Genomic DNA, 22371 nt, shown 5'->3' with positions numbered 1-22371 from the left:
TATAACAACTCGAATCAACCGGCACGGAGACCGGGATTCCTTCCCACCCCGTTCGAACAAAGGAGTTTGATGTGAACGCCCCAACCCCCGCCACGGCCGCGCCTCCCGCCCAAGTTGCTGCCGGCGTCGTCCTTCCTGATGACGCCGCCAAGCTCTCCGGCCGCCGCGCCGCCCTGCTGATCTCCACGCTGCTGCTCGGCGTGCTGTCCTTCCAGCTCAACGCGAGCATGGTCACCCCGGCCCTGCCGCAGATCGCCACAGACTTTGGCCGCGGTGCCGAAAGCACCGCGCCCGTCCAGTCCATGTTCTTCCTGGCCGGCGCCATCGCGGGCCCTGTGATCGGCCGGTGGAGCGACTTCATTGGCCGCCGCGCCGCGCTGCTGCTGGTCCTGGGCATCATGGGCGCCGGCACCATCCTCTGCATCACCGCACCCACGCTGGAACTGCTCATCGCCGGCCGGTTCCTGCAGGGCGTCTCCAGCGCCGTCTTCGCGCTCGCCTACATCGTCCTCAGCGAGAACCTGCAGGCCAAGGTGTTCGGCACCTCCGTGGGCATCATCGCCGCCATCAACGGCGGCATCGGGGGAGTGGACGGCTGGGTGGGCGGGCTCATGGCCGAGACCCTGGGCTTCCGGTCCATCTTCGTCGTCGTCCTGGTCCTGACCGTGATTGCCGCGGCCTGCATCCTCCGCACCGTTCCCGCCGGCCGCCCCCAGGGGGTCCGCGGTGCCATGGACTGGTGGGGCGCCGGCTCCCTCTCGCTGTTCCTGGTGTTCATCACCTACTTCGTCTCCGACGGATCCGCCGCCGGCTGGACCTCGCCCACCGCCCTGGCACTGCTGGCCGGCACCATCGCCTCCTTCACCGCCTTCTGGCTGATCGAGAAGCGGCGCAGCCACCCGCTCATCGCCGTGCACCACCTCCGCTCCCGCCAGGTGTGGCCGGTCATCACCACCACCGTCCTCACCCTCGCCGGCATCTTCGCCATCATCAACTTCACCGTGGTGCTGCTCAGCCAGGACCACGACGGCGGCTTCGGCCTTTCCGCCTCCGTCTCGGCGTTGCTGTTCCTCACCCCCGCCGCGCTCATTGGCGTCTTTGCCGCACCGCTGGCCGGCTGGCTGGCCGACCGCCGCGGCTGGATCAGGACCCTCCGCGTCGGCACGGGCATGAGCCTGGCCTGCGCCATCGCCGCCGCCATGTTCTCCACCAGCCAGGTGGCGGTGCTGATCGCCGTCGCGGCGCTGGGCATCTTCTACAACGGCCTGTTCCTCACCGCCATCAACGGCCTCTCGGTGCTGCTCTCACCCAAGGAAGCCCCGGCTGCCCTGCCCGGCATCAACGGCGCCTCCTTCGGCATCGGGGCGAGCCTCGGCGTCGTCCTCGTTGCACCCTTTGCCGCCCAGGCCACCGCCGCCGGCTACGCCACCGCCCTCTGGATTTCCGTGGGCATCACGGCCGCCGCGTTCATCGTCAGCCTCTTCGTCGCCGCCCCCAAGGGCGAGACCCTCTAACCCCTTTTACTGTAGGAGAACCGCCATGACCACGCCCTTCCCGATCTACCTGGACTGCGACACCGGGATCGACGACGCCCTCGCCCTGGCCTACCTGCTGGCCTCTCCTTTTGCTTGCGTGAAGGGCATTGGAACAGTCAGCGGCAACGTCAGTGCCGCCGTCGGCGCCCGCAACACCCTTGACCTGCTGGAACTTGCCGGCTCCGCGCACATTCCCGTGGCGCTGGGGGCACACCATCCGCTGGCCGGTTCCTTTGGCGGCGGCGCGCCGTGGGTGCACGGGGAGAACGGGATCGGCGAGGTGTCGCTGGCCCCTGCCGCCGCATCTCTGGCGGGGGAGTCCGCGGCGGAGATGCTGGTGCGGCTGGCCCGGCTCTACCCGGGGACGCTGCGCGTGGTGGCCATCGGGCCGCTGACCAACCTCGCCGAGGCCTTGCGGCTGGAACCGGCACTGCCGTCGCTGGTGGACACCGTCACCGTGATGGGCGGGGCAGCGCTGGCGCCGGGGAACATCACTGCTGTGGCGGAGGCCAACATCCACAACGACCCCGAGGCCGCGGCCCTGGTGCTGGCCGCGGACTGGGACGTGACCCTGGTGCCGCTGGACGTGACCATGGCGTCGGTGCTGGAGGAGGGCCACCGGCAGGCGTTGCTGAGGTCCTCTTCGCCCGTGGTGCGGGCGCTCGGGGAGATGCTGGGCTACTACTTCCGCTTCTACGAGGGCATCTACGGCCGGCCCTGCTCCGCCATGCACGACCCCCTGGCCGCCGCGCTCGCCGTGGGCGCCGTGACGCCCGCAGTCGCGCCCGTGGTGGGTGCCGCCGTCGACACCTCCGACGGTCCTGGCCGGGGCCAGACCGTGTGCGACCTGCGCGGACTGTACGCGGGTTACCCGCCCGTGCGGGGCGCACGCTGCCGGGTGGTGCTGACGCTGGAAGAGGACTTCGCGCCGCACCTGGTGGAGACGCTGCTCGCCTTCTTTGAAGGCGCCGCTTCCATGGAAGGCGCGATTTCCATGGAAGGCACGACGGCGGCGCTCGCCTCAGCAGGTTCGCCCGCCTGACGCCCGGGAAATCCGGATACCTGCCGTTGGGCCCTATGCAGGTGTTACGCGTGGGGCGCAAGATAACGGAATGAAAAGAACAGTTCTGGCAGGTCTCGCAGCGGTCGTGATGGCGCTCGGCGCCGTCACGGCCGCTGTGCCAGGTAACGCTGCCGCCCCATCATCTCCCGCATCTTCGTCTTTCGTTTCCGGACAGATCATGGTCAAGTTCCGCGACAACGCCGCGGCCCGCGGTGTCCTCGACCGGCATGGCCTCAACGACGGCCCGGCCATCGGCAGCACCGGCGCGCATCTGATTACGGTGCCGGCCGGTAAGGAGCTCCACCTCATTGAGGCGTTGAGCCACAATCCGGCGGTGGAGTACGCCGAACCGGACCTTGTGGTCGCACCCACCGGAACCGACGCCTTCTTCGACCGGCAGTACGCGCTCCAGAACGATGGTCAATCATTCACGAACACTAAGGGTGACATCACTGTGCCCAAGGGAACACCGGACGCTGATGTGGACGCCGTCGAAGCGTGGAGCGTCACCACCGGCGCGAACATAAAAGTAGCTGTCCTCGACTCCGGCGTCGCCACCGATAACCCCGACATCAGTCCGAAGGTTACCGCCCGCGCCAACTTCACCACTGCCAGAACCAACGAAGATAACTATGGCCACGGCACGCACGTGGCCGGCATCATTGCGGCCTCCCGGGACAACACCATTGGCGTCGCCGGCGTATGTCCCGGCTGCACAATCATGGCCGGAAAGGTCCTGACCGACACCGGGATGGGGTCCAGTTCAGGGCTTGCAAACGGTATCAACTGGGCGGCCACCAACGGCGCGAAGGTCATCAACATGAGCCTTGCCGTGGGTGCCTCGACCACCCTCGAAACCGCTGTCAACAACGCGTGGAATAAGGGCGTTGTACTTGTTGCCTCGGCCGGCAATGGGGGAAACACCAGCATGATGTATCCCGGCGCGTACCAGAACGTCATCGCGGTGGGCGCCACGGACAACAACGACAAGAAGGCATCATGGTCCACCTACGGACCTACCTGGGTGGATGTGGCCGCGCCAGGAGTTTCCGTCTACTCGACCTTCCCAAACCACAGGTTCGTTCTGGCACGGGAGAACAACCGCTCCCAGGGATACGACATTGGCAGCGGCACGTCCATGTCCACACCGATCGTCGCCGCCGTTGCCGCCCTGGTGTGGAGCACATCTGCCAACACGTCGAGCGATTCGGTCCGCGCCAAAGTGGAATCCACGGCGGATCCTGTCGGCAAGGGCACCGATTGGAAGTACGGCCGGGTGAACGCCTGCAAAGCGGTCGGAGGGACGTGCTGAGCGCCAAAATGCAGGCAGCCTTCGCTTAGGACTGCAGGGACTGCATCACCGACAGGTGCCCGGCCCGCGCCGAGACCAGGCACTTGGCCAGGTAGAACGGCCGGTTGCTGTGCCGGACGAACTGCGTCAGCACCAGGACGGGGTCCGACGGGCGCAGGTCCAGCAGTTTCGCGCGACTGGGGCCCACCTGGCTGAGGCTGATCTGGCACTCGCCCGGCCCAGCCAGCCTGCCCAGCTGGTTGTTGAGCGTGGCAAGCAAGGTGGCGCCGCCGTCGTCGTTGATCTCAAGGGGCGCGGCGGCGCCCTTGCCGATGCTGACCGGCTGGGCGGTGACGTTTTCCTGCAGGTGGGCAATGGCCTCGCCGTCGCGGATGAGGACGGACTCCCACAGCCAGCAGTCCGTGCCGGGCTCGATGCCGATGCCCGGGGCGACGAACTCGGAGGCGGCCTGCCGCACCACCTGGGTGCGTTTGACCTCCAGCGTCTGCCCGGGGCCGCCGAGGACCTCTTCGAAGGGGCGGATCCGTTCGATGCCGATGCGGGGGAGTGTGTCCGAGACGAACCGGCCCACGCCGCGGCGCGCCCGGATGAGGCCGTCTTCCTCAAGGAGCATGAGGGCTTCACGGACCACGGTGCGGCTGACCTTCATGTCGGCGCCGAGCTCGGTTTCCGTGGGGATCATGGAGCCCGGCGTCAGGAGGCCGTTGCGGATAGCTTCCGCGATCCGGGAGTACACGGCGACGCGCAACGGCGAGCCGGGCTGGGCGGCCACCGGCTGGGACAGGAACCGGGCGGCGTCCTGGTGCACGTTATGCCTCGCTTGTTTGTGATGGGCCTCGGGGGATTCCAGCCTAATGCAGGGTCTGATGTGTTTGTTGGACAAGCCGTACTGGCCGGCTTGGAATTGCTATGGCTGGTGCAGGCCGGCCGTCATCGCGGCCAAGCCTGCCATGGCATGGACAGCGTCCGGATTCGAAAGCCCGTTGTCATGGCAGAGGGAACGCCAGGTCCAGAACGAAACCGCGTGGGCCACGACGGCGCGCAGGCGTGTGTTGCCTGGGTCGGGGAAAGCCTCGAGGAGCCGGTCGCGGAAGAACGTATCGCGCTTTTGGAGGTCCGTGCGGTGCCTCTCCGGAAGGGCTGCCCAATCCCTGTAGATGCGCCGGAGCATCGGCTCGCCGTCACGATAGAACCGGTACAGGTCGGTCAGCCCGCCGTGCAGCCGTTCCAGGGGGTCCGCCAGTTCGGACCATGCGGCAGGGTCCGGCAGCTGCTGTTGGGAAAGCCAATGCGAGGAGCAGGCGGAGAACAGCGCCTCGTCGTCGGCGAAATGGCGGTAGACCGTCAGACGCGTGACCCCGGCCTGCTCGGCGACGCCTGAAATGGTGGTCCGGGCGGGACCGACTGATCCATGCAGGGCCACTGCCGCGTCCACGATCCGCTGACGCGTTGTGTCCACCTGCTCGGCACGCTTGTTCATCTGGTACTTGCGTGATTTGGTTGAACGCCCGTGTTCACTCAACTATTGACACTGATCCTCGGTCGGCCGGATAATTCGATATACACCATTGTATATCGAATTGGAAAGGATGAATCCCATGGGCATTGAGGAGGCTCCACGGCTAACGGTCGTGCAGCCTGGGGAAGGACGCCACGGCAGTCTCGGAAGCATCGGGGTTGTCTTCAAACTGTTCGGCGAACACACCAATGAGCAGATCTCCATCGTGGAACATCCGTTTCCCGTGGGAGCCCTGGTTCCGCCACACATGCACAGCCGTGAGGATGAGTATTCGATCATCCTGGAAGGCGAGATCGGCTTCCGTTCCGGTGAACGTGAGGCAGTACTGGGCGCCGGGGGCTACATCACCAAGCCGCGCGGCGAACTGCACACCATGTGGAACGCGGGCAAAGTGCCTGCACGCATGATTGAAATAATCAGCCCGGCCGGATTCGAGCATTTCTTTTGGGGGCTGGCCGACCAGCTTGAAGCCGGGGGACCGCCGGATCCTGAGGCCATCGGCAAACTGGCAGCGGAGTATGGCCTCCAGTTCGGCGAGGCGCCCTGGCTGCCGGGCATCATCGCCCGGTACGGTCTGACGCCACCAATGGGCTGACGGGAAGCGTCGTGGGCCTCCAGGCTCCACCTCGGCGAAGCCGGCTGCCCATTGCCGAGGCCGCCCGGAAGCCGGGGGCGCCGCTGGCCGGCATGGCCGCCGTCGTACTTCTGCTGCATGTGGTGGGCTGGGGCGTGCTGGTACTGGGTGTCGTGCCGCAGAACCTTACGCTGGGCTCAAGTGGAGTCTTCGGGCTGGGGATCGGACTAGGCGCCTATCTGTTGGGCATGCGACACGCTTTCGACGTGGACCATATTGCCGCCATCGACTGCACCACCCGGAAGCTCATGGGTGAGGGCCTTCGGCCAGTCTCCGTCGGCTTCTGGTTCTCGCTGGGCCACTCCAGCATCGTTTTTGGCCTGTGCCTGCTGCTGGCGGCGGGACCCCACCTCCTGGGAGGCCAGCTGGGCAACGACGCCTCCAGTTGGCGCGATCTTCTGGGAACCCTGGGCGCTACTGTCTCGGGATTGTTCCTGTATCTCCTGGCGTTCCTCAATCTTGCCCTGCTGATCCGCGCCGGTTCAGGCCTCCGCCGCCTTGGGGGAGGCGAGCCTGAAGCAGGGGTGCCCGCCGCGGCCTCCAGCCTCCTGGTCCGCTTGCTGCAGCCGGTCATGCGAAGCATCACCCGGCCCTGGCAGACGTATGTGCTGGGGCTCCTGTTCGGCCTGGGATTTGATACCGCCGCCGAGGTGGCGCTGCTTGTTGTGGCGGGCGGAGCCGCAGCGGCGGAGCTTCCCTGGTACGCCGTCCTCACGTTGCCCGTCCTCTTCGCCGCGGGCATGAGCCTGCTGGACAGCCTGGACGGATGGTTCATGAATGCGGCCTACGGCTGGGCCTTTTCGCACCCGCGCCGGAGGCTGCTGTACAACCTCGTCCTGACCGGGTTCTCCGCCGCAGTGGCCCTGGGCGTCGGGAGCGTGGAACTGCTGTCCGTCGTGAGGCCGGTGAGGTAGCGCGTCTGGTTCCTACAGCGTCTCGGGAATCGGCCGTCCCGGGAAGAGCGTCGCGTACTGTTTCCGGTACATCCGCCGCCCCACCAGGCGGTAGGCGAGCCGGACCGGGGGAGGGATCTCGCTGAACAGCTCCTTGCGGTCCGCCGGCGGATTGGTGGCCAGCACCATCCCGAGGTAGCCCACCAGGAATTTCTTGTCGAGCTGCTTGGTCCCGTGCTGGCCGGTTTCCTGCATCTCTTTTTCGGACATCACCCTGTCCGCAACGGGCATCATCTCGGTGACCTCGCGGCGCAGATGCACGTTCAGGACAGCGGCCAGGTCCTCGTAGCGGGCGGCAAGATCGGCTGCCGACTCTTCGTCCGCCGTCCGCATCCAGCGCAGCCGGACCGGTTCGATTGCCTCCAGCCTGAAGGTAACCTGTCTGTGCTGTTCGAGCATCTGCCCTACGTGCAGGGCACACGCCGGCGCCCGTTCCTGCAGCTGCGGGTACATCAGCAGGTCCTCGCCTTCGTGGTGGATGTGCAGCACCTTGTCGAAGTTCCCCAGCACTTCGCCCACGTACGCGGCGCGGGCCGTATCACCCGCCGTGGCGGAGCGCACCAGTCCCGGTGCCTCGCCGTATGCCCAGAGGAAGAAGCGGTGGATGCGCCGCATACCCGCGGTTCCGCCGCACAGGATGGGCCCTGCCGGCAGGGGAGGAGCAGTCTCACCGGGATGCGCGGTGAAGAAGTCGGTCATGGCGTGGCCCCTATCGGTCAGTGAGACGCAGGACCTCTCCCCGCGAGCATCGTAGCCCCGGGCCCTGAGGCGCACAATGCCCGGGAGAGGGGTCGACGGCGGGACCCGCCGTCGACCCCTCAGGAAGACGTCAGCCCCGCGCCTGTAGCCCCGGCACGCCGTCGCGGATCTCGAAGGAAGCCTTGGTGGCCGCCGGTGCGCCCGGCGTGGTGACGTGGTCCAGCACCCTGAAGTCGGCGGTCAGCGCGTCCCTGGTGATGCGGGTGTTCACGTAGCCGCGGTTGTCGTTGTAGAACTTCAGGTGCGGGTTCCAGGCCATGGTGGCGTCCGTGGTGGAGCCTGTGCCGTCACCGGTGGAGGTGATGGACGTGCACACCAACTCCGAGCCCACTACAGGGGAGGCGGGATCCTTGTAGTCCACCTTCACGTCGTTGGCCCAGTGCCGGTGCACATCGCCGGTGAGGACGACGGCGTTGCGCACCTTCGCGTCGATCCAGCCCTGGGTGATGCGGCGGCGGGAGGCCGCGTACCCGTCCCAGCCGTCCATGGAGACGTCGTCGATCTCGGGCGCCTTGTTCCGGTCGCGCTCGGCGAAGAAGACCTGCTGGCCCAGGATGTCCCACCGTTGGGTGGAGTTCCGGAAACCGTCCAGCAGCCACTTCTCCTGCTCCGTGCCGGTGATGGTCCGGTTCTCCGCGAGCCGCTCCGCCACGTTCTTCTTCCAGCCGTCCCCGGCCAGCTGGTCGTCACGGTACTGCCGCGTGTCCATCATGTGGAAGTTGGCCAGCTGGCCCCACTGGATCCGCCGGTAGATCTTCATGTCCGGTCCGGCAGGCAGCGACGATGGGCGCAGAGGCATGTTCTCGTAGTACGCCTGGAACGCAGCGGCGCGGCGCTGCCGGAAGTGCTCCACGCTGTCGTTCAGCTGCCCGGCGTCGCTGTTCTCCGGAACGTCGTCCGCCCAGTTGTTGTCCACCTCGTGGTCATCCCAGACCACCGCCCACGGTGCGGCCGCGTGCGCAGCCTGCAGGTCGGCGTCGGCCTTGTACTGCGCGTGCCGCTGCCGGTAGGTCTCCAGCGTGACGGTCTCGGGGCCCTCGTGGTCGCGCGGGTTGCCGCCGCCGATCACGTAGCTGTCCTTCTTGTATTCGTAGAGATAGTCCCCCAGGTGCAGCACCAGGTCCGGGTGGTCCTCCGCGAGGCGCCGGTAGGCGGTGAAGTAGCCGTGCTCGTACTGGGCGCAGCTGGCGAACGCCATGGCCAGTGCGGCGGGCGTCTCATGCGGCGCGGGGCTGGTGAGGGTTCGGCCCACCGGGCTTATGTACTTTCCGGTGCGGAACCGGTAGAAGTACTCGCGGCCCGGCCTCAGGCCGCGCAGCTCCACGTGCACCGAGTGCGCGGTTTCAATCCGGGCATGCTCGACGCCGCGGGCTATTACGCTGCGCATGGTGGCGTCCTCGGCCACCTCCCACTGCACGGCCACCGGGCGTGACGGCATGCCGCCGAGCCCGTCCTCCGCCACCGGGTTCACGGCCAGGCGGGTCCAGAGGACGAAGCCGTCCGGCCACGGCTCGCCGGAGGCGATGCCGAGCATGAAGGGATCGGTGCGAAGGCCGGCGTCGTCAGCGGTGGAAACGGCGACGGCGGCACCCGGCAGTGCGGCGACAAGGCCGGCTCCGAGGCCGGCGGAGATGAGGGTTCGGCGCGAGATGTTATCCATGGGGCCCACGCTATTTCCGGCTGTTGGCCAGGTTCCGAGGAGGATGTGAATGGCCGGTTAACGGTATGACAAGGCTTGTTGATCGAGCGCGTGCGCGTCCGCCTCACAGGGCAGGCCTTTGGCCTCTGGCCCGCCCCGGGACTGGCGCGCAGAGTGAATCCAAGCCCATCCAGCCAGGGAAAGAAGACGCCGTGCCCCGCATCTCAGTCATCACCGGATCCGCCTCCGGGATCGGCAAGGCCACCAAGGAACTGCTCGAGCAGCGGGGCGAGCGTGTCATCGGCATCGATATCCACGACGCCGAGGTGCTGGCCGACCTCTCTACCGCAGAAGGACGCAGCGCCTTGGTGGATGCGGTGCGGAAGGTCAGCGGCGGCAGGATCGACGCGATCTACGCCGTGGCCGGCCTTGCCGTCCCTGGACCCGCCACCGTTTCGGTGAACTTCTTCGGGGCGCTCGCAACGCTTGAAGGGCTCCGCCCCCTGCTCGCCGGCTCGGACGCGCCGCGGGCCGTCGTGGTCTCATCGATGGCAGCCCTGATGGCCAGCGATGAAGAACTCGTTGCGCTGCTTACCGCCGGGGACGAACAGCCGGCAATGGCCCGCGCCGAGGTCCTGGCGAAGGAGCCGGCCACCGGCGGTCTCATCTACTGTTCCACCAAGCTTGCATTGTCCCGGTGGGTCCGCCGCCAGGCCGCCGGCCCCGAGTGGGCAGGAGCCGGAATCCCGTTGAACGCCGTAGCGCCCGGCGTCATCGCCACCCCCATGACGGCGGACCTGATCGCCGCGGAGGACGCTCGAAAGTCACTGCTGGAAGTGGTTCCCATGCCGCTGAATGGCATCGCCGAACCCATCGTCGTGGCCCGCCTGCTGGCGTGGCTGAACAGCGTGGAGAACACGCACCTGTGCGGGCAGATCGTTTATGTCGACGGCGGCAGCGACGTGGTGCTGCGCGGCGATTCGGTCTGGTGAGCGGCTGGCCAGGCGCAACCACCCGGCAGGCTCAGGCGCCGGAAGACGCCAGGAAGGCCAGGTACCGCGGATCAGTCCGGCCCACCAGCCGGCCCAGCGCCTCCACGGCCTGCGAATCAAAGGCGCCCATATCGGTGGAGAGCCACCGGACCAGTAGCGCGGCATCCCCGCTGGCCCGCACGGCTGATCCCACGGCCAGGTCCAGCTGGTCCCGCAGCAGCTGAACGGCCAGCACGCCGGACCGGCTGAGCAGGGGAGCCCGGTACGCTTCCAGCGCCCCCGCCACCAGGCCGTCGCGCAGCAGCCGCAGCACCCGCCCCGAGTCGGACGCGCCGGCCAGCCCCGCGGTGAGCCGGTACGGATTCGAGTCCACGGCCCCGCCCAGCATCGACCGCACCCGGAACATCTCGGTCCGGATAGCCTGCGGCGTGCCGGCGTCACCATGCAGCTCATAGGCCAGCTCCTCGGCGGACCAACCCTGGGACCGGGAACCCAGCAGCGCCAGGATCTCGGCCCGGCGCAGCGTCAGCGGGGCACGGCCGCCACCGGCAAACACCGCCGCAGGCTTGTCGCCCAGCAGTTCCAGCGACTCCACCGCAGCAGCCTCGCCGGCAACACCCTGCCCGGCAATGCGTGCAGGACGCCGGGACGCGCCCTTGGAAGACGGGGCACCCAAGGCGGTGCCGGCGTCGGACGTTCCCAGCAAAGCCTCTGCCACCCGGACGGCGCACCGCACCATCCTCAGGGTGTCCGCGCTGATGGTGTCCAGCGGCCCGGAGACGTCCAGCACGCCCAGCAGCCTGCCGGTGGCCGGGTCCGTGATGGGCGCCGCGGTGCAGGCCCACTCGTGGTGGGTGCGGACCAGGTGCTCGGCGGAGAACAGCTGGACGGGGCCGCCGGTGACCAGGGCCTCGCTGATGGCGTTGGTGCCGATTCCGGCCTCGGACCAGTCCGCGCCCTCCAGGAATTCCAGCTGGTCGGCGCGCCGGAGGACCGCCGGGCTGCCCACTCGCCAGAGGATCTCGCCGCTGGCATCGGTGAGCACCAACAGGTGGCGGCCGGCCCGGGAATCATCGGCCAGGAGGTCGTGCAGAGCCGGCATCACCTGCTGCAGCCGGTGGTCCCGCCGCAGCTGCAGCACCTCGGACGGCTCGTGCAGGTGCCGCGGGCTGTGCTGGTCCGGGCTGATGCCCAGGGCCATGGACCGGTGCCATGAATCCACCAGGCGGGTGGGGATTTCGGGCCGCGGCACACCGGAAATGACCAGCTCATGCGCCCGCCGCAGCGTCCGCGCATACCGTGCCGGGTCCGAAAACCGCAGGCCCTGGTCCACTGTTCCTCCTCAGACCCGGCACCCTTGCCGGTCCGTGTAACGCCGTTGTTACCCCCGCGGGGTTCCACTAGTGATGCAGCTCACGCCCGCCCCAGCATATCGCAGGGCTCCGGGCGGAGCCCATGGATCAGCAGAACAGCATAAAGGAGTGGAGATGACCCAAACATTCACCGCTGCCGCCCAGGCCTGGCTTGCCGGCCTGGATGATGCGCTGCAGCGGCGCGACGTGGAGGCAGCGCTGGAGCTCTTCGAGGACGAAAGCTACTGGCGCGACTTCGTGGCGTTCACCTGGAACCTCAAAACCCTGGAAGGCAAGGCGGACATCCGGCGCATGCTGGAGACCACCCTGGACCACGTCCGGCCAGCCAACTGGGCGCTCGCGGAGGACGCCACCGGGGATGCGGAGGCGGTGGAAGCGTGGATCACGTTCGAGACCGGAGCCGCCCGCGGCTACGGACACCTGCGGCTGCGGAACGGCAAATGCTGGACGCTGCTCACCACCATGCAGGAGCTCAAGGGCTTCGAGGAGAAGAAGGGCCCGCGCCGCGAACAGGGCGTGGCGCACGAGATTGTCCGGGGGCGCCGGTCCTGGAAGGAGCTCAAGGAGGAGCAGGAAGCCCGGCTGGGCTACGACGAGCAGCCCTACTGCGTGATCATCGGCGGCGGGCAGGGCGGGATCGGCCTGGCCGCCCGGCTGAAGCGGCTGGGCGTTCCCACCATCATCATCGAGAAGAACCAGAACCCGGGCGACTCCTGGCGCAACCGCTACAAGTCCCTGCACCTGCACGACCCCGTCTGGTACGACCACTTGCCCTACCTGAAGTTCCCGGACGACTGGCCCGTCTTCGCCGCCAAGGACAAGATCGGCGACTGGCTGGAGCACTACACCCGCATCATGGAGCTGAACTACTGGTCCGGCACCGAGTGCGTGGGGGCAGCGTACGACGACGGCACGCAGGAATGGGCGGTCAGCGTCCTTCGCAACGGGTCACCTGTGACGTTGCGGCCCAAGCAGCTCGTCTTCGCCCTGGGCGTCTCCGGCTACCCGAACATCCCGACGTTCGACGGCGCCGAGAGTTTCCTGGGCGAGCAGCGGCACTCCTCCCAGCACCCCGGCGGCGGCGACTGGAGCGGCAGGAAGGCAGTGGTGATCGGCTCCAACAACTCGGCCCACGATATCTGCGCCGACCTCTGGGAGCACGGCGCCGATGTCACCATGATCCAGCGATCCTCCACCCACATCGCCCGCAGCGAATCCCTGATGGACCTGGCGCTGGGGGACCTCTACTCCGAGCGGGCGCTCGCGAACGGAGTCACCACGGAAAAGGCCGACCTGCTGTTCGCCTCGCTGCCCATGAGCGTCCTGCCGGAGGCGCAGGTGCCGGTGTACCAGCAGATGGCCCAGCGGGATGCCGAGTTCTACTCGCAGCTGGAGGCCGCCGGGTTCGAGCTGGACTTCGGTGTGGACGGGTCCGGGCTGTTCGTGAAGTACCTGCGGCGCGGCTCCGGCTACTACATCGACGTGGGCGCCTCCCAGCTGATCATCGACGGACGGGTGAAGCTGAAGTCAGGCCAGGTCGCCAAGATCACCGGCAACGCCGTGGTCATGGATGATGGCACCGAGCTGGAGGCGGACCTCATTGTCTATGCCACCGGCTACGGTTCCATGAACGGCTGGCTGGCGGACCTGGTCTCGCCCGAAATCGCCGACCGTGTGGGCAAATGCTGGGGATACGGCTCGGACACGCCAAAAGACCCTGGTCCGTGGGAGGGGGAGCTGCGCAATATGTGGAAGCCAACCAACGTGCCGCAGCTCTGGATCCACGGCGGCAACCTGCACCAGAGCCGGCACTACTCGGCGTACCTTGCGCTGCAGCTGAAGGCGCGGATGGAAGGACTCGACACACCCGTCTACGAACTGCAGCCCAGCCACCACACCCGTTAGTCGCGTTTCACAGCATGGAGGAATCATGAAGGCAGCACGTTTCCACGCCCGCAAGGACATCCGGATCGAGGACATCCCGGAGCCGGAGCTGCGGGCGGGGGCGGTGAAGATCGACGTCGCGTGGTGCGGCATCTGCGGCACGGACCTGCACGAGTTCCTGGAAGGGCCCATCTTCTGCCCGGCACCGGGCCATCCGCACCCGCTGTCCCACGAGGAATCCCCGGTGACCCTGGGGCACGAATTCTCCGGGACTGTCGCTGAAATCGGCGAAGGCGTGGATGGGCTGGAAGTTGGTGACAACGTCGTCGTCGAACCCTACTTTGTGGACGGCGACTGCGACATGTGCCAGGCGGGCAGCTACCACCTGTGCCGGCAGATGGGCTTCATCGGGCTCTCCGGCGGCGGGGGAGGGCTGAGCGAGAAGATCGTGGTGGACCAGCGCTGGGTGCACCCGATCGGGGACATTCCGCTGGATGAGGCGGCGCTGATCGAGCCGCTGTCCGTGGCGCACCACGCCGTGGCGCGCAGCGGCGTGAAGGCCGGGGACACGGCGCTGGTGGGCGGGTCAGGGCCGATCGGGCTGCTCACCGCCGCGGTCCTGAAGGGCATGGGCGTGACCACGATCATCAGCGAGCTCACGCAGGCACGCAAGGAGAAGGCCACCTCCAGCGGCGTGGCGGACCACGTGCTGGACCCGAGCAAGGAGGACGTCCCGGCGCGGGTGCGGGAACTCACCGGCGGCGCCGGGGCCGACGTCGCGTTCGAATGCGCCGGCGTGAACGCTGTGCTGGACACCATGCTCGACGCCGTCCGGCCCGGCGCCGTGGTGGTCAACGTATCCATCTGGGGCGCGCCCGCCACCATCGACATGCAGAAGCTGGTCCTCAAGGAGATCGACCTGCGCGGAACCATCGCCTACGTCCGGGACCACCCTGCAGTGATTAAGATGGTGCAGGAGGGCAAGGTGGACCTCAAGCCGTTCATCACGGGACGGATCGCGCTGGAGGACCTGGTGGAACAGGGCTTCGACACCCTCATCAACCACAAGGACACCGCGGTGAAGGTGCTGGTGCACCCGTAGAGCCGGGTTGCGGCGTTCCGACGCCCGGCCCGGACTTTAGTCCCTGTTTTGGACTAACCCTCAGGCGTAGCTTGAAGACGGGTCCCGCAACCGCGGGCCCCGTCTTCAAGGGGGCATCATGACCAGGCCCAGGCTTTCGGCACTCAGCGTTCTCGGGCTCAGCAGCCTGCTGGTCCTCACCGGATGCTTCGGCCCGCCCGCACCGGCCCCCTCCACCAGTTCCGCGGCCCCGAGCCCCACCACCAGCAGCGCGTCCCCAAGCACGACGGCGACTCCCACCACGTCGGGGAACCCCACCACGACGCCGGGCAGCTCAGTCGCGCCCACCACCCCGGCCGCCCCACCGCCGTCGTCCACTCCTGCAAGCCCGCCGCCCACGGCGGAACCAACGCCCAACGGACTGCCCGAACAGGTGGCCCCGCTGACCATCTACTATGTGGCCGTGGGTGACAACGGCGTCTCCGGACCCGCGATCGGCTGCGGCGACAGCCTCGTGGCCACCACCACAGCCCCCGTCCGGTTCACCGACCAGGTGGGCCCCAGCATCGGGACCCTGCTGGCCAACAAGAGCCGCGACATAGGGCAATCCGGGCTTATCAACGTCCTTTACCAGTCGAGCCTGACGTACCTGGGCGGCGAACTGAACGGCAGCACCATCACCATCTGGCTCTCCGGTCAGTTCATGCTCGGCGGTGTCTGCGACATCCCGCGGGCCAAGGCGCAGCTGGAATACACGGCCATGGCGGCGTCCGGGGCCACCAGCGCGCAGGTGTACGTCAACGGCCGCCCCATCGACGAGGTGCTGAGCCTTAAGTAGGGTCCCGTGAACCCACCCAGGACGTGGCGCCGCACAGCCGCGGCCCTGATGCCCGCCGCGGTGCCCGCCCTGATGGTTCCCGTCTTCAGGTTCACCGTCCGCCGGTTCGGAAAGCGCCGCGGCTACCAGGCGGGGTTCGCAGCCTACTGGGCGGTGTGCTGGAGCGTGGCACTCGTGCTGGCCGGCCGACGTCGGCTGGTGGATCTTTGGCATGCACCCGCCGCGGCACCCCAGGGCAGGGCGCTGATGTGGAGCATCCTGCTCATCCCGCCGGCCGGCGCCATCGCCACGGAACTGATCCCCAACGCCAGGAAGGCGGGCCCTGAGGCTGCGCTCGCCGCCGTGGGCATAGGCGTCACCAACGCCCTGGCCGAGGAAGCCCTGTGGCGCGGCGTGCCGCTGGCCGTCTTCCCGGACCGTAAGGTCCAGGGGTGGCTCTGGCCCTCCCTCGGTTTCACCGCATGGCACCTGGTCCCGCTTGCAGTCCGTCCCCATGCGCGCGGCCGCTGGCCCGTGCTGCTGGGCGCGGGCCTGATCGGGGTTGGGTACGGGTGGGCCGCCCAGCGCAGCGGCTCGCTCCTGGCGGTGTCCATCGCCCATGCTGCCACCGATTCCTGCGGCGTCCGCGCGGCCCGCAACGCCTGGCTGCCGCAAGGGCCCGGGCGAGAATAGGGGCCCTTGCCCCTATCCGCCCCTGCAGGCCGCGTTGCACCATAACGCCATGAAGAAAGTCGTCATCGCCGGTCTCACGGCGGCAGTCCTCTCGCTTGGCTCACTCACCATGGCACCCGTAGCCAGCGCGGCGCCGTCCACGTCGCCCGCAGGAGCGGGACAGATCCTGGTCAAAACGTACGACGGCGGCGCAGCACCCGGCGTGCTCCACCAGTACGGTCTTCCGGCCGGCTCGGCCGTGGGCGGCACGGGCGCCCGGCTGGTCCCGGTGCCCTCCGGCCAGGAAGCCCGGCTGATCGACGCGCTCAGCCGGAACCCGTCGGTTGAGTACGCCGAGCCCGACGAGCCGGCCCACGCCGCCACTAGCGACACCTACTTCCCCCGCCAGTACGCGCTGCAGAACACCGGCCAGTCCTTCACCAACACCCGCGGTGACATCACCGTGCCCGTTGGTACTGCGGACGCCGACGTCGACGCCGTCGAAGCCTGGAATACCACCACAGGCTCCGGCATCAAGGTGGCCGTCCTGGACTCGGGCGTTGCCAGCGACAACCCTGACATCGCCCCCAAAGTGGTGGCACGCGCCAACTTCAGTGACGCTGCCACGAAGGCCGGCGACCCGGTGGCGGAGGACTATTACGGCCACGGCACCCATGTGGCCGGCATCGTTGCCGCCACCTCCAGCAACTCGGCAGGCGTGGCAGGGGTATGCCCGGGCTGCACCATCCTGGCCGGGAAAGTCCTGAACGACAGCGGGGTGGGGTCCAGCTCAAGTGTTGCCAACGGCATCAACTGGGCCGTCAGCAACGGCGCCAAGGTGATCAACATGAGCATTGGGGTCCGTGCCTCGCGCACGCTCGAGGCCGCCGTGAACAACGCGTGGACCAAGGGAGTGGTGCTGGTGGCGGCCGCCGGAAACGGTGGAAACCAGACCAAGATCTACCCCGGCTCCTACCCGAACGTGATCGCGGTCGGGGCCACGGACAACAAGGACGTCAAGGCATCCTTCTCGACCTATGGGGCCAGCTGGGTGGACGTGGCGGCGCCCGGAGTCAATGTCTACTCCACCTTCCCGAACCACGCCTTTGCCCTTGAAGTTCCCAACAACCGCTCCAGAGGCTACGACGTGGGCAACGGCAGTTCCATGTCCTCGGCGATCGTGGCCGCCACCGCCGCGCTCGCCTGGAGCTCCCACCCCGGTGCCACCAACGCCTCGATCCGGGCCAACGTGGAATCCACCGCGGACAGGGTGCCCGGGACCGGCACCTACTGGGCGTACGGCCGGGTGAACGCCGCCAACGCCGTGAAGGCCGTGAAGTAGAACGGTTCCTTAGAGGCGCCGTGCACGGAGCCGGAGGCTGTCCGCGGCTCCGTGCACATCTGTGCAGTGCGCCCTGCACTCCCCGCCCGCTGCCCGCTGCGGCAGCCGCAGGCACTGTGCTGGTTCGAAATAGCTACTCACCAGTAACAATATTGCTGGCGGCGTCCCCAAATCGGGCCAGTGGACCCGGGTGGGAAGGGAATTCATTCCACGCACGTTCGTGCAGGCAGGGCCACCTGGCGGTCCTTGCTGCCTAGCATTTCTAGGACCGCAGCAGGGCACCTGGCTGGTACAACCAGCTACACCGCCACCAGCAGACCCGGCCGCGACACCATTCCTGACACGCGAACAAAGAGGTTTATATGTCACTGCTTAAACGCGCCCTGTCCGTCGCCGCAGCCGCAGTCCTGGCCGGCTCGCTCTCCACGGTTCCCGCGCAGGCCGACACCCTGGACGTCGCCCCGCCCGGCGCCAACGACTGGACCTGCAAGCCTTCCCCGGAGCATCCGTACCCGGTGGTCCTGGTACCCGGAACCTTCGAAAGTATGGCGAAGAACTGGTCCACCCTCTCGCCCTATCTCAAGAGCGCCGGGTACTGCGTCTTTGCCCTCAACTACGGCGAGACCAACGGCGTCTACGCAACAGCCCCGGTGGCCGAGTCCGCAAAGGAACTGGCCCCGTTCGTTGACGCCGTCCGCGCCGCCACCGGCGCTGCGAAAGTTGACCTGGTGGGCCACAGCCAGGGCGGCATGATGCCCCGCTACTACATGCACCTGCTGGGCGGCGCCAAGTACGTCCATCACCTCGTGGGCATTGCGCCCTCCAACCACGGCACCCAGGGCCTGATCGTGCCGCCGCCGGACGCCGTCCCCGACCCCGCCTACACCACCCTGGGCTGCGCGGCGTGCGCTGACCAGCAGGCCGGCTCGGCGTTCATGCAGGAACTCAATGCCAAGGGCGACACCGTGGCCGGGCCGTCCTACACCGTGATCTCCACCGTCTATGACGAAGTGGTGATCCCCTATAACAGCCAGTTCCTGGTGGGACCCTCCAGGCAGGTCACCAACATCACCATCCAGGACAAGTGCCCGGCCGATGTCTTCGAACACGATCAGACTCCCAACGATCCCGTGGTGCACCAGTTCGTGGCGAACGCGCTGAGCAAGGCCTCCGGCCCCGCGGACCCCGCGTACCAGCCCAGCTGCCTGTAGCCCCAGGCCGCCTTCAACCGGCAGCGCCCCGCCTCCGCACTCCGTGCCATGATGAGAGCCAGACCAGTCCCAAGGAGGTATCCGGATGGACAGCACCCCTGGTGGCACGGAGGGCGGGGTGGGCCCGGGCCCGCTGCAGCACCCGTTGTTCGCCCGGGCGTTTGCCCGGGCAGTGGGCGGAATGGACCGCCGCGGTGCCGCCGAGCACCGGCGCCGTATCCTGGCCGGACTGCATGGCTCCGTCATCGAAATCGGAGCCGGCGCCGGGTCCTCCTTCCCGTTGTACCCTCCCGCCGTCACCCGCGTCCTGGCACTGGAACCTGATGACTACCTCCGGAGCGTGGCAGAAAAACAGGTGGCCGCCGCCGGCGTTCCGGTCACCGTGGTGGCCGCTGCCGCAGAGGACATACCGGCGGAATCTGCCAGCGCCGATGCCGTGGTGGCCAGCCTCGTCCTCTGCAGCGTGAAGGACCAGTCCGCTGTGCTCGCGGAGATCCGCCGCGTCCTGCGCCCCGGCGGCACGCTTGCCTATTACGAGCACGTCCGGTCCCGGCACCCGCTGGTGGCCCGGGCGGAAGATGCACTGACTCCCGTGTGGGGGCGGTTCATGGGCGGATGCCACCTCAACCGGGACACCCTGGCCGCCATCACGGCAGCAGGATTCACGGTCCAGGACAACGAGCGCTTCGGGTTCGCGGTGCAGCGGCTGAATCCTCCGCTCGCGCACATCCTGGGCACGGCCACCAGCCCCGGTCCGCCCGGCGTCGTACCCTTGCCCTAAGGTAGCGCCACAAACCAACGTGTCCGATCGGATCCGGCATGACAGACCTGAACGTCCGGGAGCGCAGTTCCCTCCAGCTGCCCATCACAGATGCCGCGGCCCTGACGGCGGAGCAGACGCTGGAGCGCCTGGGATCGGTCCTGGAAGGCCTGAACGGGGAAGAAGCCGCCGCGCGGCTTGAAAGCCTCGGCCCCAACGCCGTCCGCACCCACCGCGCCAACGCCTGGGCCGTCCTGGGCCGGCAGTTCGCCAGCCCCATCCTCATCCTGTTGATCGTCACCGCGGCGCTGTCCCTGTTCCTGGGCGACGCCACCAACTCGATCGTCATCGGCGTGATCCTGCTGGTCAGTGTTGGCCTCGGCTTCAGCAACGAATACCGCGCAGAGCGGGCATCCGAGGCCCTGCATGAGCGTGTCACCCACAAGGCCGCCGTGCAGCGCGACGGAACCACCACGGACGTGGACGTCACCGCCCTGGTGCCCGGCGACGTCGTCCATCTTTCCCTGGGCGCCATCGTCCCGGCAGACATCCGCCTGCTGACCGCCGATAACCTCCTCTGTGACGAAAGCATCCTCACGGGGGAGTCCCAGCCTGCAGCCAAGGACCCGGCGCCGGTGCCGGCGGGCTCACCCCTGGCCGACCTCGCCTCCTGCGTGTTAATGGGCACCGTGATCCAGTCCGGCGGGTGCAGCGGGGTGGTGGTGGCAACCGGCGGCCGGGCCGAATTCGGCAGGATCGCGCTGGGCCTGGGCGAACGCCAGCCGCAGACCGAGTTCCAGCTGGGCCTCAAGCGCTTCTCCTTCCTGCTGCTGCAGGTGGCCGTCGTACTCACGTCGCTGATCTTCGTGGCCAACCTGCTGCTGCAGCGCCCCCTGCTGGAATCACTGCTGTTTTCCCTGGCCATCGCCGTGGGCATCACGCCGCAGCTGCTGCCCGCCGTCGTCAGCACCAGCCTGGCCACCGGTACCCGCCAGCTGGCCAGGCGGAAGGTCCTGGTCAAACGGCTGGTCTGCATCGAGGACCTTGGCGATATGGACATCCTGGTCACGGACAAGACCGGCACCCTCACGGAAGGGAAGATCAGCTTCACGGCTGCCCTCCCGGCCACCCCGGATGTGTCCGACGGCGGCCTGCTTACCCTGGGTTTGCTGGCCACCGAGGCAGACTATGCGGGGGCGAAGGTTTCCTCCGCGGGCCAGAACCCCCTGGATGCCGCGCTGTGGGAGAGTGCCGGCGCTGCGGCTTTCGAACCGGGGCGCTTTGACCGGCTGGACCTGATCCGCTTTGACCATCGGCGCCGCCGCACCACCGTGCTGGTCCGTGACCGGGGAGGTCCGCCACAGCTTGTGACCAAGGGGGCGCCGGAGGACGTCCTGGCCCTGTGCGGTCCGGTCCCGCCCGCCGTGCAGGCCATGCTGGAGGAACAGTTCGGCGCCGGCGCGCGGGTGGTGGCCGTAGCCACCCGTCCGGCCGCGGGGCTTGCCAGGCTGACGCCGGCCGAGGAGCGGGGCCTTGCCCTGGCAGGTTTCCTGGTCTTCCTGGACCGGCCCAAGGCCAACGCCCGGCAGTCCCTGGACCGGCTGGAGGCGCTGGGAATCTCGGTGAAGATTGCCACCGGGGACAACGCCAAGGTGGCCGAGAAGGTCTGCGCTGACCTTGATGTGCTCTCCGGCGGCACGTTGACGGGCACCCAGGTTGGGCAGATGTCCGACGCCGACCTTGCCGCCGCCGCGCGCACGGCCACCATCTTCGCCCGCGTCTCGCCGGAACAAAAGGCGCGGATCATCAGCCTCCTGCGCCAAAGCGGCGGGGCGGTGGGCTTCATGGGCGACGGCGTCAACGACGCCCTGGCACTGCACAAGGCGGACATCGGCATCTCCGTCGATACGGCGACCGACGTTGCCAAGGACGCGGCCGACGTCGTCCTTTTGGACAAGGACCTGGGCGTCCTGGCCGACGGCGTGATGGAGGGGCGGCGCATCTTCGCCAACACCATCAAGTACGTGCTGATGGGCACGTCCAGCAACTTCGGCAACATGTTCAGTGCGGCAGCCGCCTCGGTGGTGCTGAGCTTCCTGCCCATGCTCCCGGGCCAGATCCTGCTGAACAACCTGCTGTATGACTCCGGGCAGCTGGCCATCCCGGGGGACCGGGTGGACAAGGAGCAGCTGCGGGCGCCGTCGCACTGGGACATCGCGTTCATCCGGCGGTTCATGCTGCTCTTCGGCCCCATCAGTTCATTGTTCGATTTCGCCACGTTCGCCCTGATGCTGTTCGCGTTCAGCGCCGTTCCGGGGGAGTTCCGCGCTGGCTGGTTCATCGAATCCATCGCCACCCAGACGCTGATCATCTTCGCCATCCGCACCCGGCGCGTGCCGTTCCTCCGCAGCCGGCCCTCAGCAGGGCTGATTGCCGCATCGCTTGGCGTGGTGGCCGTGGGGATCTTCCTTCCGCTCTCGCCCCTGGCCGCGGTGCTGGGCTTCGACCCGCTTCCGGTCCCGTTCTTCCTTGCCCTGCTGGGCATGGTGGTGGTGTACCTGGTGCTGGTGGAGCTGGCCAAGCAGTGGTTCTTCGCCCGCGATGCGCAGCAGCTGCCGGCCCCGCCACCGCCCGTCCGGCCCCGGCACGCCACGCACCACATCGCCCGCAGGGCCTTCAGGTTCAGCGCCCCGGTCAGGGTGCCCCGGCCTCCAGCGCAGCCGGGGAGCCGGCGCCGCGCACGGCTGCGGGGACGGGAGGCAGCCAGGACGTAACTTATAAGCCGCTGGGTCGCCGGGGTTGTTAGCATGGTGGTGAGAGACACT

At 68.0% G+C, this 22371-nt stretch carries 19 protein-coding genes; 14 read left to right on the top strand and 5 right to left on the bottom strand.

Annotated elements, in window-relative coordinates; genetic code table 11:
• Nucleotides 1–71 precede the first annotated feature (71 nt).
• From QFZ60_RS15135 to QFZ60_RS15125, 3 genes are all read left to right on the top strand, one after another.
• On the top strand, nt 72–1514 hold the full coding sequence (locus QFZ60_RS15135) for an MFS transporter (protein ID WP_307091467.1): 1443 nt from the start codon (nt 72–74) through the stop codon (nt 1512–1514).
• Nucleotides 1515–1539: 25 nt separating this feature from the next.
• A complete protein-coding gene (locus QFZ60_RS15130; RefSeq protein ID WP_307091466.1) occupies nt 1540–2577 on the top strand; it encodes a nucleoside hydrolase in 1038 nt (345 codons plus the stop codon).
• Nucleotides 2578–2647: 70 nt separating this feature from the next.
• A complete protein-coding gene (locus QFZ60_RS15125) occupies nt 2648–3910 on the top strand; it encodes a S8 family serine peptidase (protein WP_307091465.1) in 1263 nt (420 codons plus the stop codon).
• Nucleotides 3911–3935: 25 nt separating this feature from the next.
• Here the strand turns inward: QFZ60_RS15125 and QFZ60_RS15120 are convergent, their stop codons facing one another.
• Together QFZ60_RS15120 and QFZ60_RS15115 are read right to left on the bottom strand one after the other, a co-directional pair.
• Nucleotides 3936–4718: a GntR family transcriptional regulator gene (locus QFZ60_RS15120; protein ID WP_307091463.1), complete on the bottom strand. Its 783-nt coding sequence runs from the start codon at nt 4716–4718 to the stop codon at nt 3936–3938.
• Nucleotides 4719–4817: 99 nt separating this feature from the next.
• Nucleotides 4818–5432 carry a TetR/AcrR family transcriptional regulator gene (locus tag QFZ60_RS15115; RefSeq protein ID WP_307091461.1) on the bottom strand — a complete coding sequence of 205 codons (615 nt, stop codon included), beginning with the start codon at nt 5430–5432 and terminating at the stop codon, nt 4818–4820.
• 76 nt (nt 5433–5508) lie between these two features.
• Between QFZ60_RS15115 and QFZ60_RS15110 the strand changes: the two genes are divergently transcribed.
• On the top strand, nt 5509–6024 hold the full coding sequence (locus QFZ60_RS15110) for a cupin domain-containing protein (RefSeq protein WP_307091460.1): 516 nt from the start codon (nt 5509–5511) through the stop codon (nt 6022–6024).
• Between the two features lie 11 nt (nt 6025–6035).
• Entirely contained in the window at nt 6036–6977 is a 942-nt protein-coding gene (locus tag QFZ60_RS15105) for a HoxN/HupN/NixA family nickel/cobalt transporter (protein ID WP_307091458.1), read from the top strand.
• A 12-nt stretch (nt 6978–6989) separates the two neighbouring features.
• Here the strand turns inward: QFZ60_RS15105 and QFZ60_RS15100 are convergent, their stop codons facing one another.
• Nucleotides 6990–7715 (bottom strand): hemerythrin domain-containing protein, encoded by a 726-nt coding sequence (locus QFZ60_RS15100; RefSeq protein ID WP_307091456.1) that lies wholly within the window; start codon nt 7713–7715, stop codon nt 6990–6992.
• Between the two features lie 130 nt (nt 7716–7845).
• Nucleotides 7846–9435: an alkaline phosphatase gene (locus QFZ60_RS15095; RefSeq protein ID WP_307091454.1), complete on the bottom strand. Its 1590-nt coding sequence runs from the start codon at nt 9433–9435 to the stop codon at nt 7846–7848.
• Nucleotides 9436–9626: 191 nt separating this feature from the next.
• Between QFZ60_RS15095 and QFZ60_RS15090 the strand changes: the two genes are divergently transcribed.
• Nucleotides 9627–10406 (top strand): SDR family oxidoreductase, encoded by a 780-nt coding sequence (locus tag QFZ60_RS15090; protein ID WP_307091452.1) that lies wholly within the window; start codon nt 9627–9629, stop codon nt 10404–10406.
• A gap of 31 nt (nt 10407–10437) precedes the next feature.
• Here the strand turns inward: QFZ60_RS15090 and QFZ60_RS15085 are convergent, their stop codons facing one another.
• Nucleotides 10438–11739 (bottom strand): GAF domain-containing protein, encoded by a 1302-nt coding sequence (locus tag QFZ60_RS15085; RefSeq protein WP_307091451.1) that lies wholly within the window; start codon nt 11737–11739, stop codon nt 10438–10440.
• A gap of 154 nt (nt 11740–11893) precedes the next feature.
• Between QFZ60_RS15085 and QFZ60_RS15080 the strand changes: the two genes are divergently transcribed.
• From QFZ60_RS15080 to mgtA, 8 genes are all read left to right on the top strand, one after another.
• The gene (locus QFZ60_RS15080; protein ID WP_307091449.1) at nt 11894–13684 is read left to right on the top strand and encodes an NAD(P)/FAD-dependent oxidoreductase; all 1791 of its coding nucleotides are present in this window, start codon (nt 11894–11896) and stop codon (nt 13682–13684) included.
• A 25-nt stretch (nt 13685–13709) separates the two neighbouring features.
• The gene (locus QFZ60_RS15075) at nt 13710–14765 is read left to right on the top strand and encodes a 2,3-butanediol dehydrogenase (protein WP_307091448.1); all 1056 of its coding nucleotides are present in this window, start codon (nt 13710–13712) and stop codon (nt 14763–14765) included.
• 118 nt (nt 14766–14883) lie between these two features.
• Nucleotides 14884–15582, top strand: a complete 699-nt coding sequence (locus tag QFZ60_RS15070) for a hypothetical protein (RefSeq protein ID WP_307091446.1) — start codon at nt 14884–14886, stop codon at nt 15580–15582.
• Between the two features lie 6 nt (nt 15583–15588).
• The gene (locus tag QFZ60_RS15065; RefSeq protein ID WP_307091444.1) at nt 15589–16254 is read left to right on the top strand and encodes a CPBP family intramembrane glutamic endopeptidase; all 666 of its coding nucleotides are present in this window, start codon (nt 15589–15591) and stop codon (nt 16252–16254) included.
• Between the two features lie 49 nt (nt 16255–16303).
• A complete protein-coding gene (locus QFZ60_RS15060; RefSeq protein ID WP_307091443.1) occupies nt 16304–17575 on the top strand; it encodes a S8 family serine peptidase in 1272 nt (423 codons plus the stop codon).
• 362 nt (nt 17576–17937) lie between these two features.
• On the top strand, nt 17938–18786 hold the full coding sequence (locus tag QFZ60_RS15055) for a triacylglycerol lipase (protein ID WP_307091441.1): 849 nt from the start codon (nt 17938–17940) through the stop codon (nt 18784–18786).
• Between the two features lie 85 nt (nt 18787–18871).
• A complete protein-coding gene (locus QFZ60_RS15050; protein WP_307091440.1) occupies nt 18872–19567 on the top strand; it encodes a class I SAM-dependent methyltransferase in 696 nt (231 codons plus the stop codon).
• Nucleotides 19568–19605: 38 nt separating this feature from the next.
• Nucleotides 19606–22320: a magnesium-translocating P-type ATPase gene (gene mgtA, locus QFZ60_RS15045; protein ID WP_307091439.1), complete on the top strand. Its 2715-nt coding sequence runs from the start codon at nt 19606–19608 to the stop codon at nt 22318–22320.
• The last annotated feature ends 51 nt before the right edge of the window (nt 22321–22371 follow it).

This window comes from Arthrobacter sp. B2I5 (assembly GCF_030816735.1).
Classification (GTDB): Bacteria; Actinomycetota; Actinomycetes; order Actinomycetales; family Micrococcaceae; genus Arthrobacter.
This window is presented reverse-complemented; position numbering and strand designations above follow the sequence as displayed.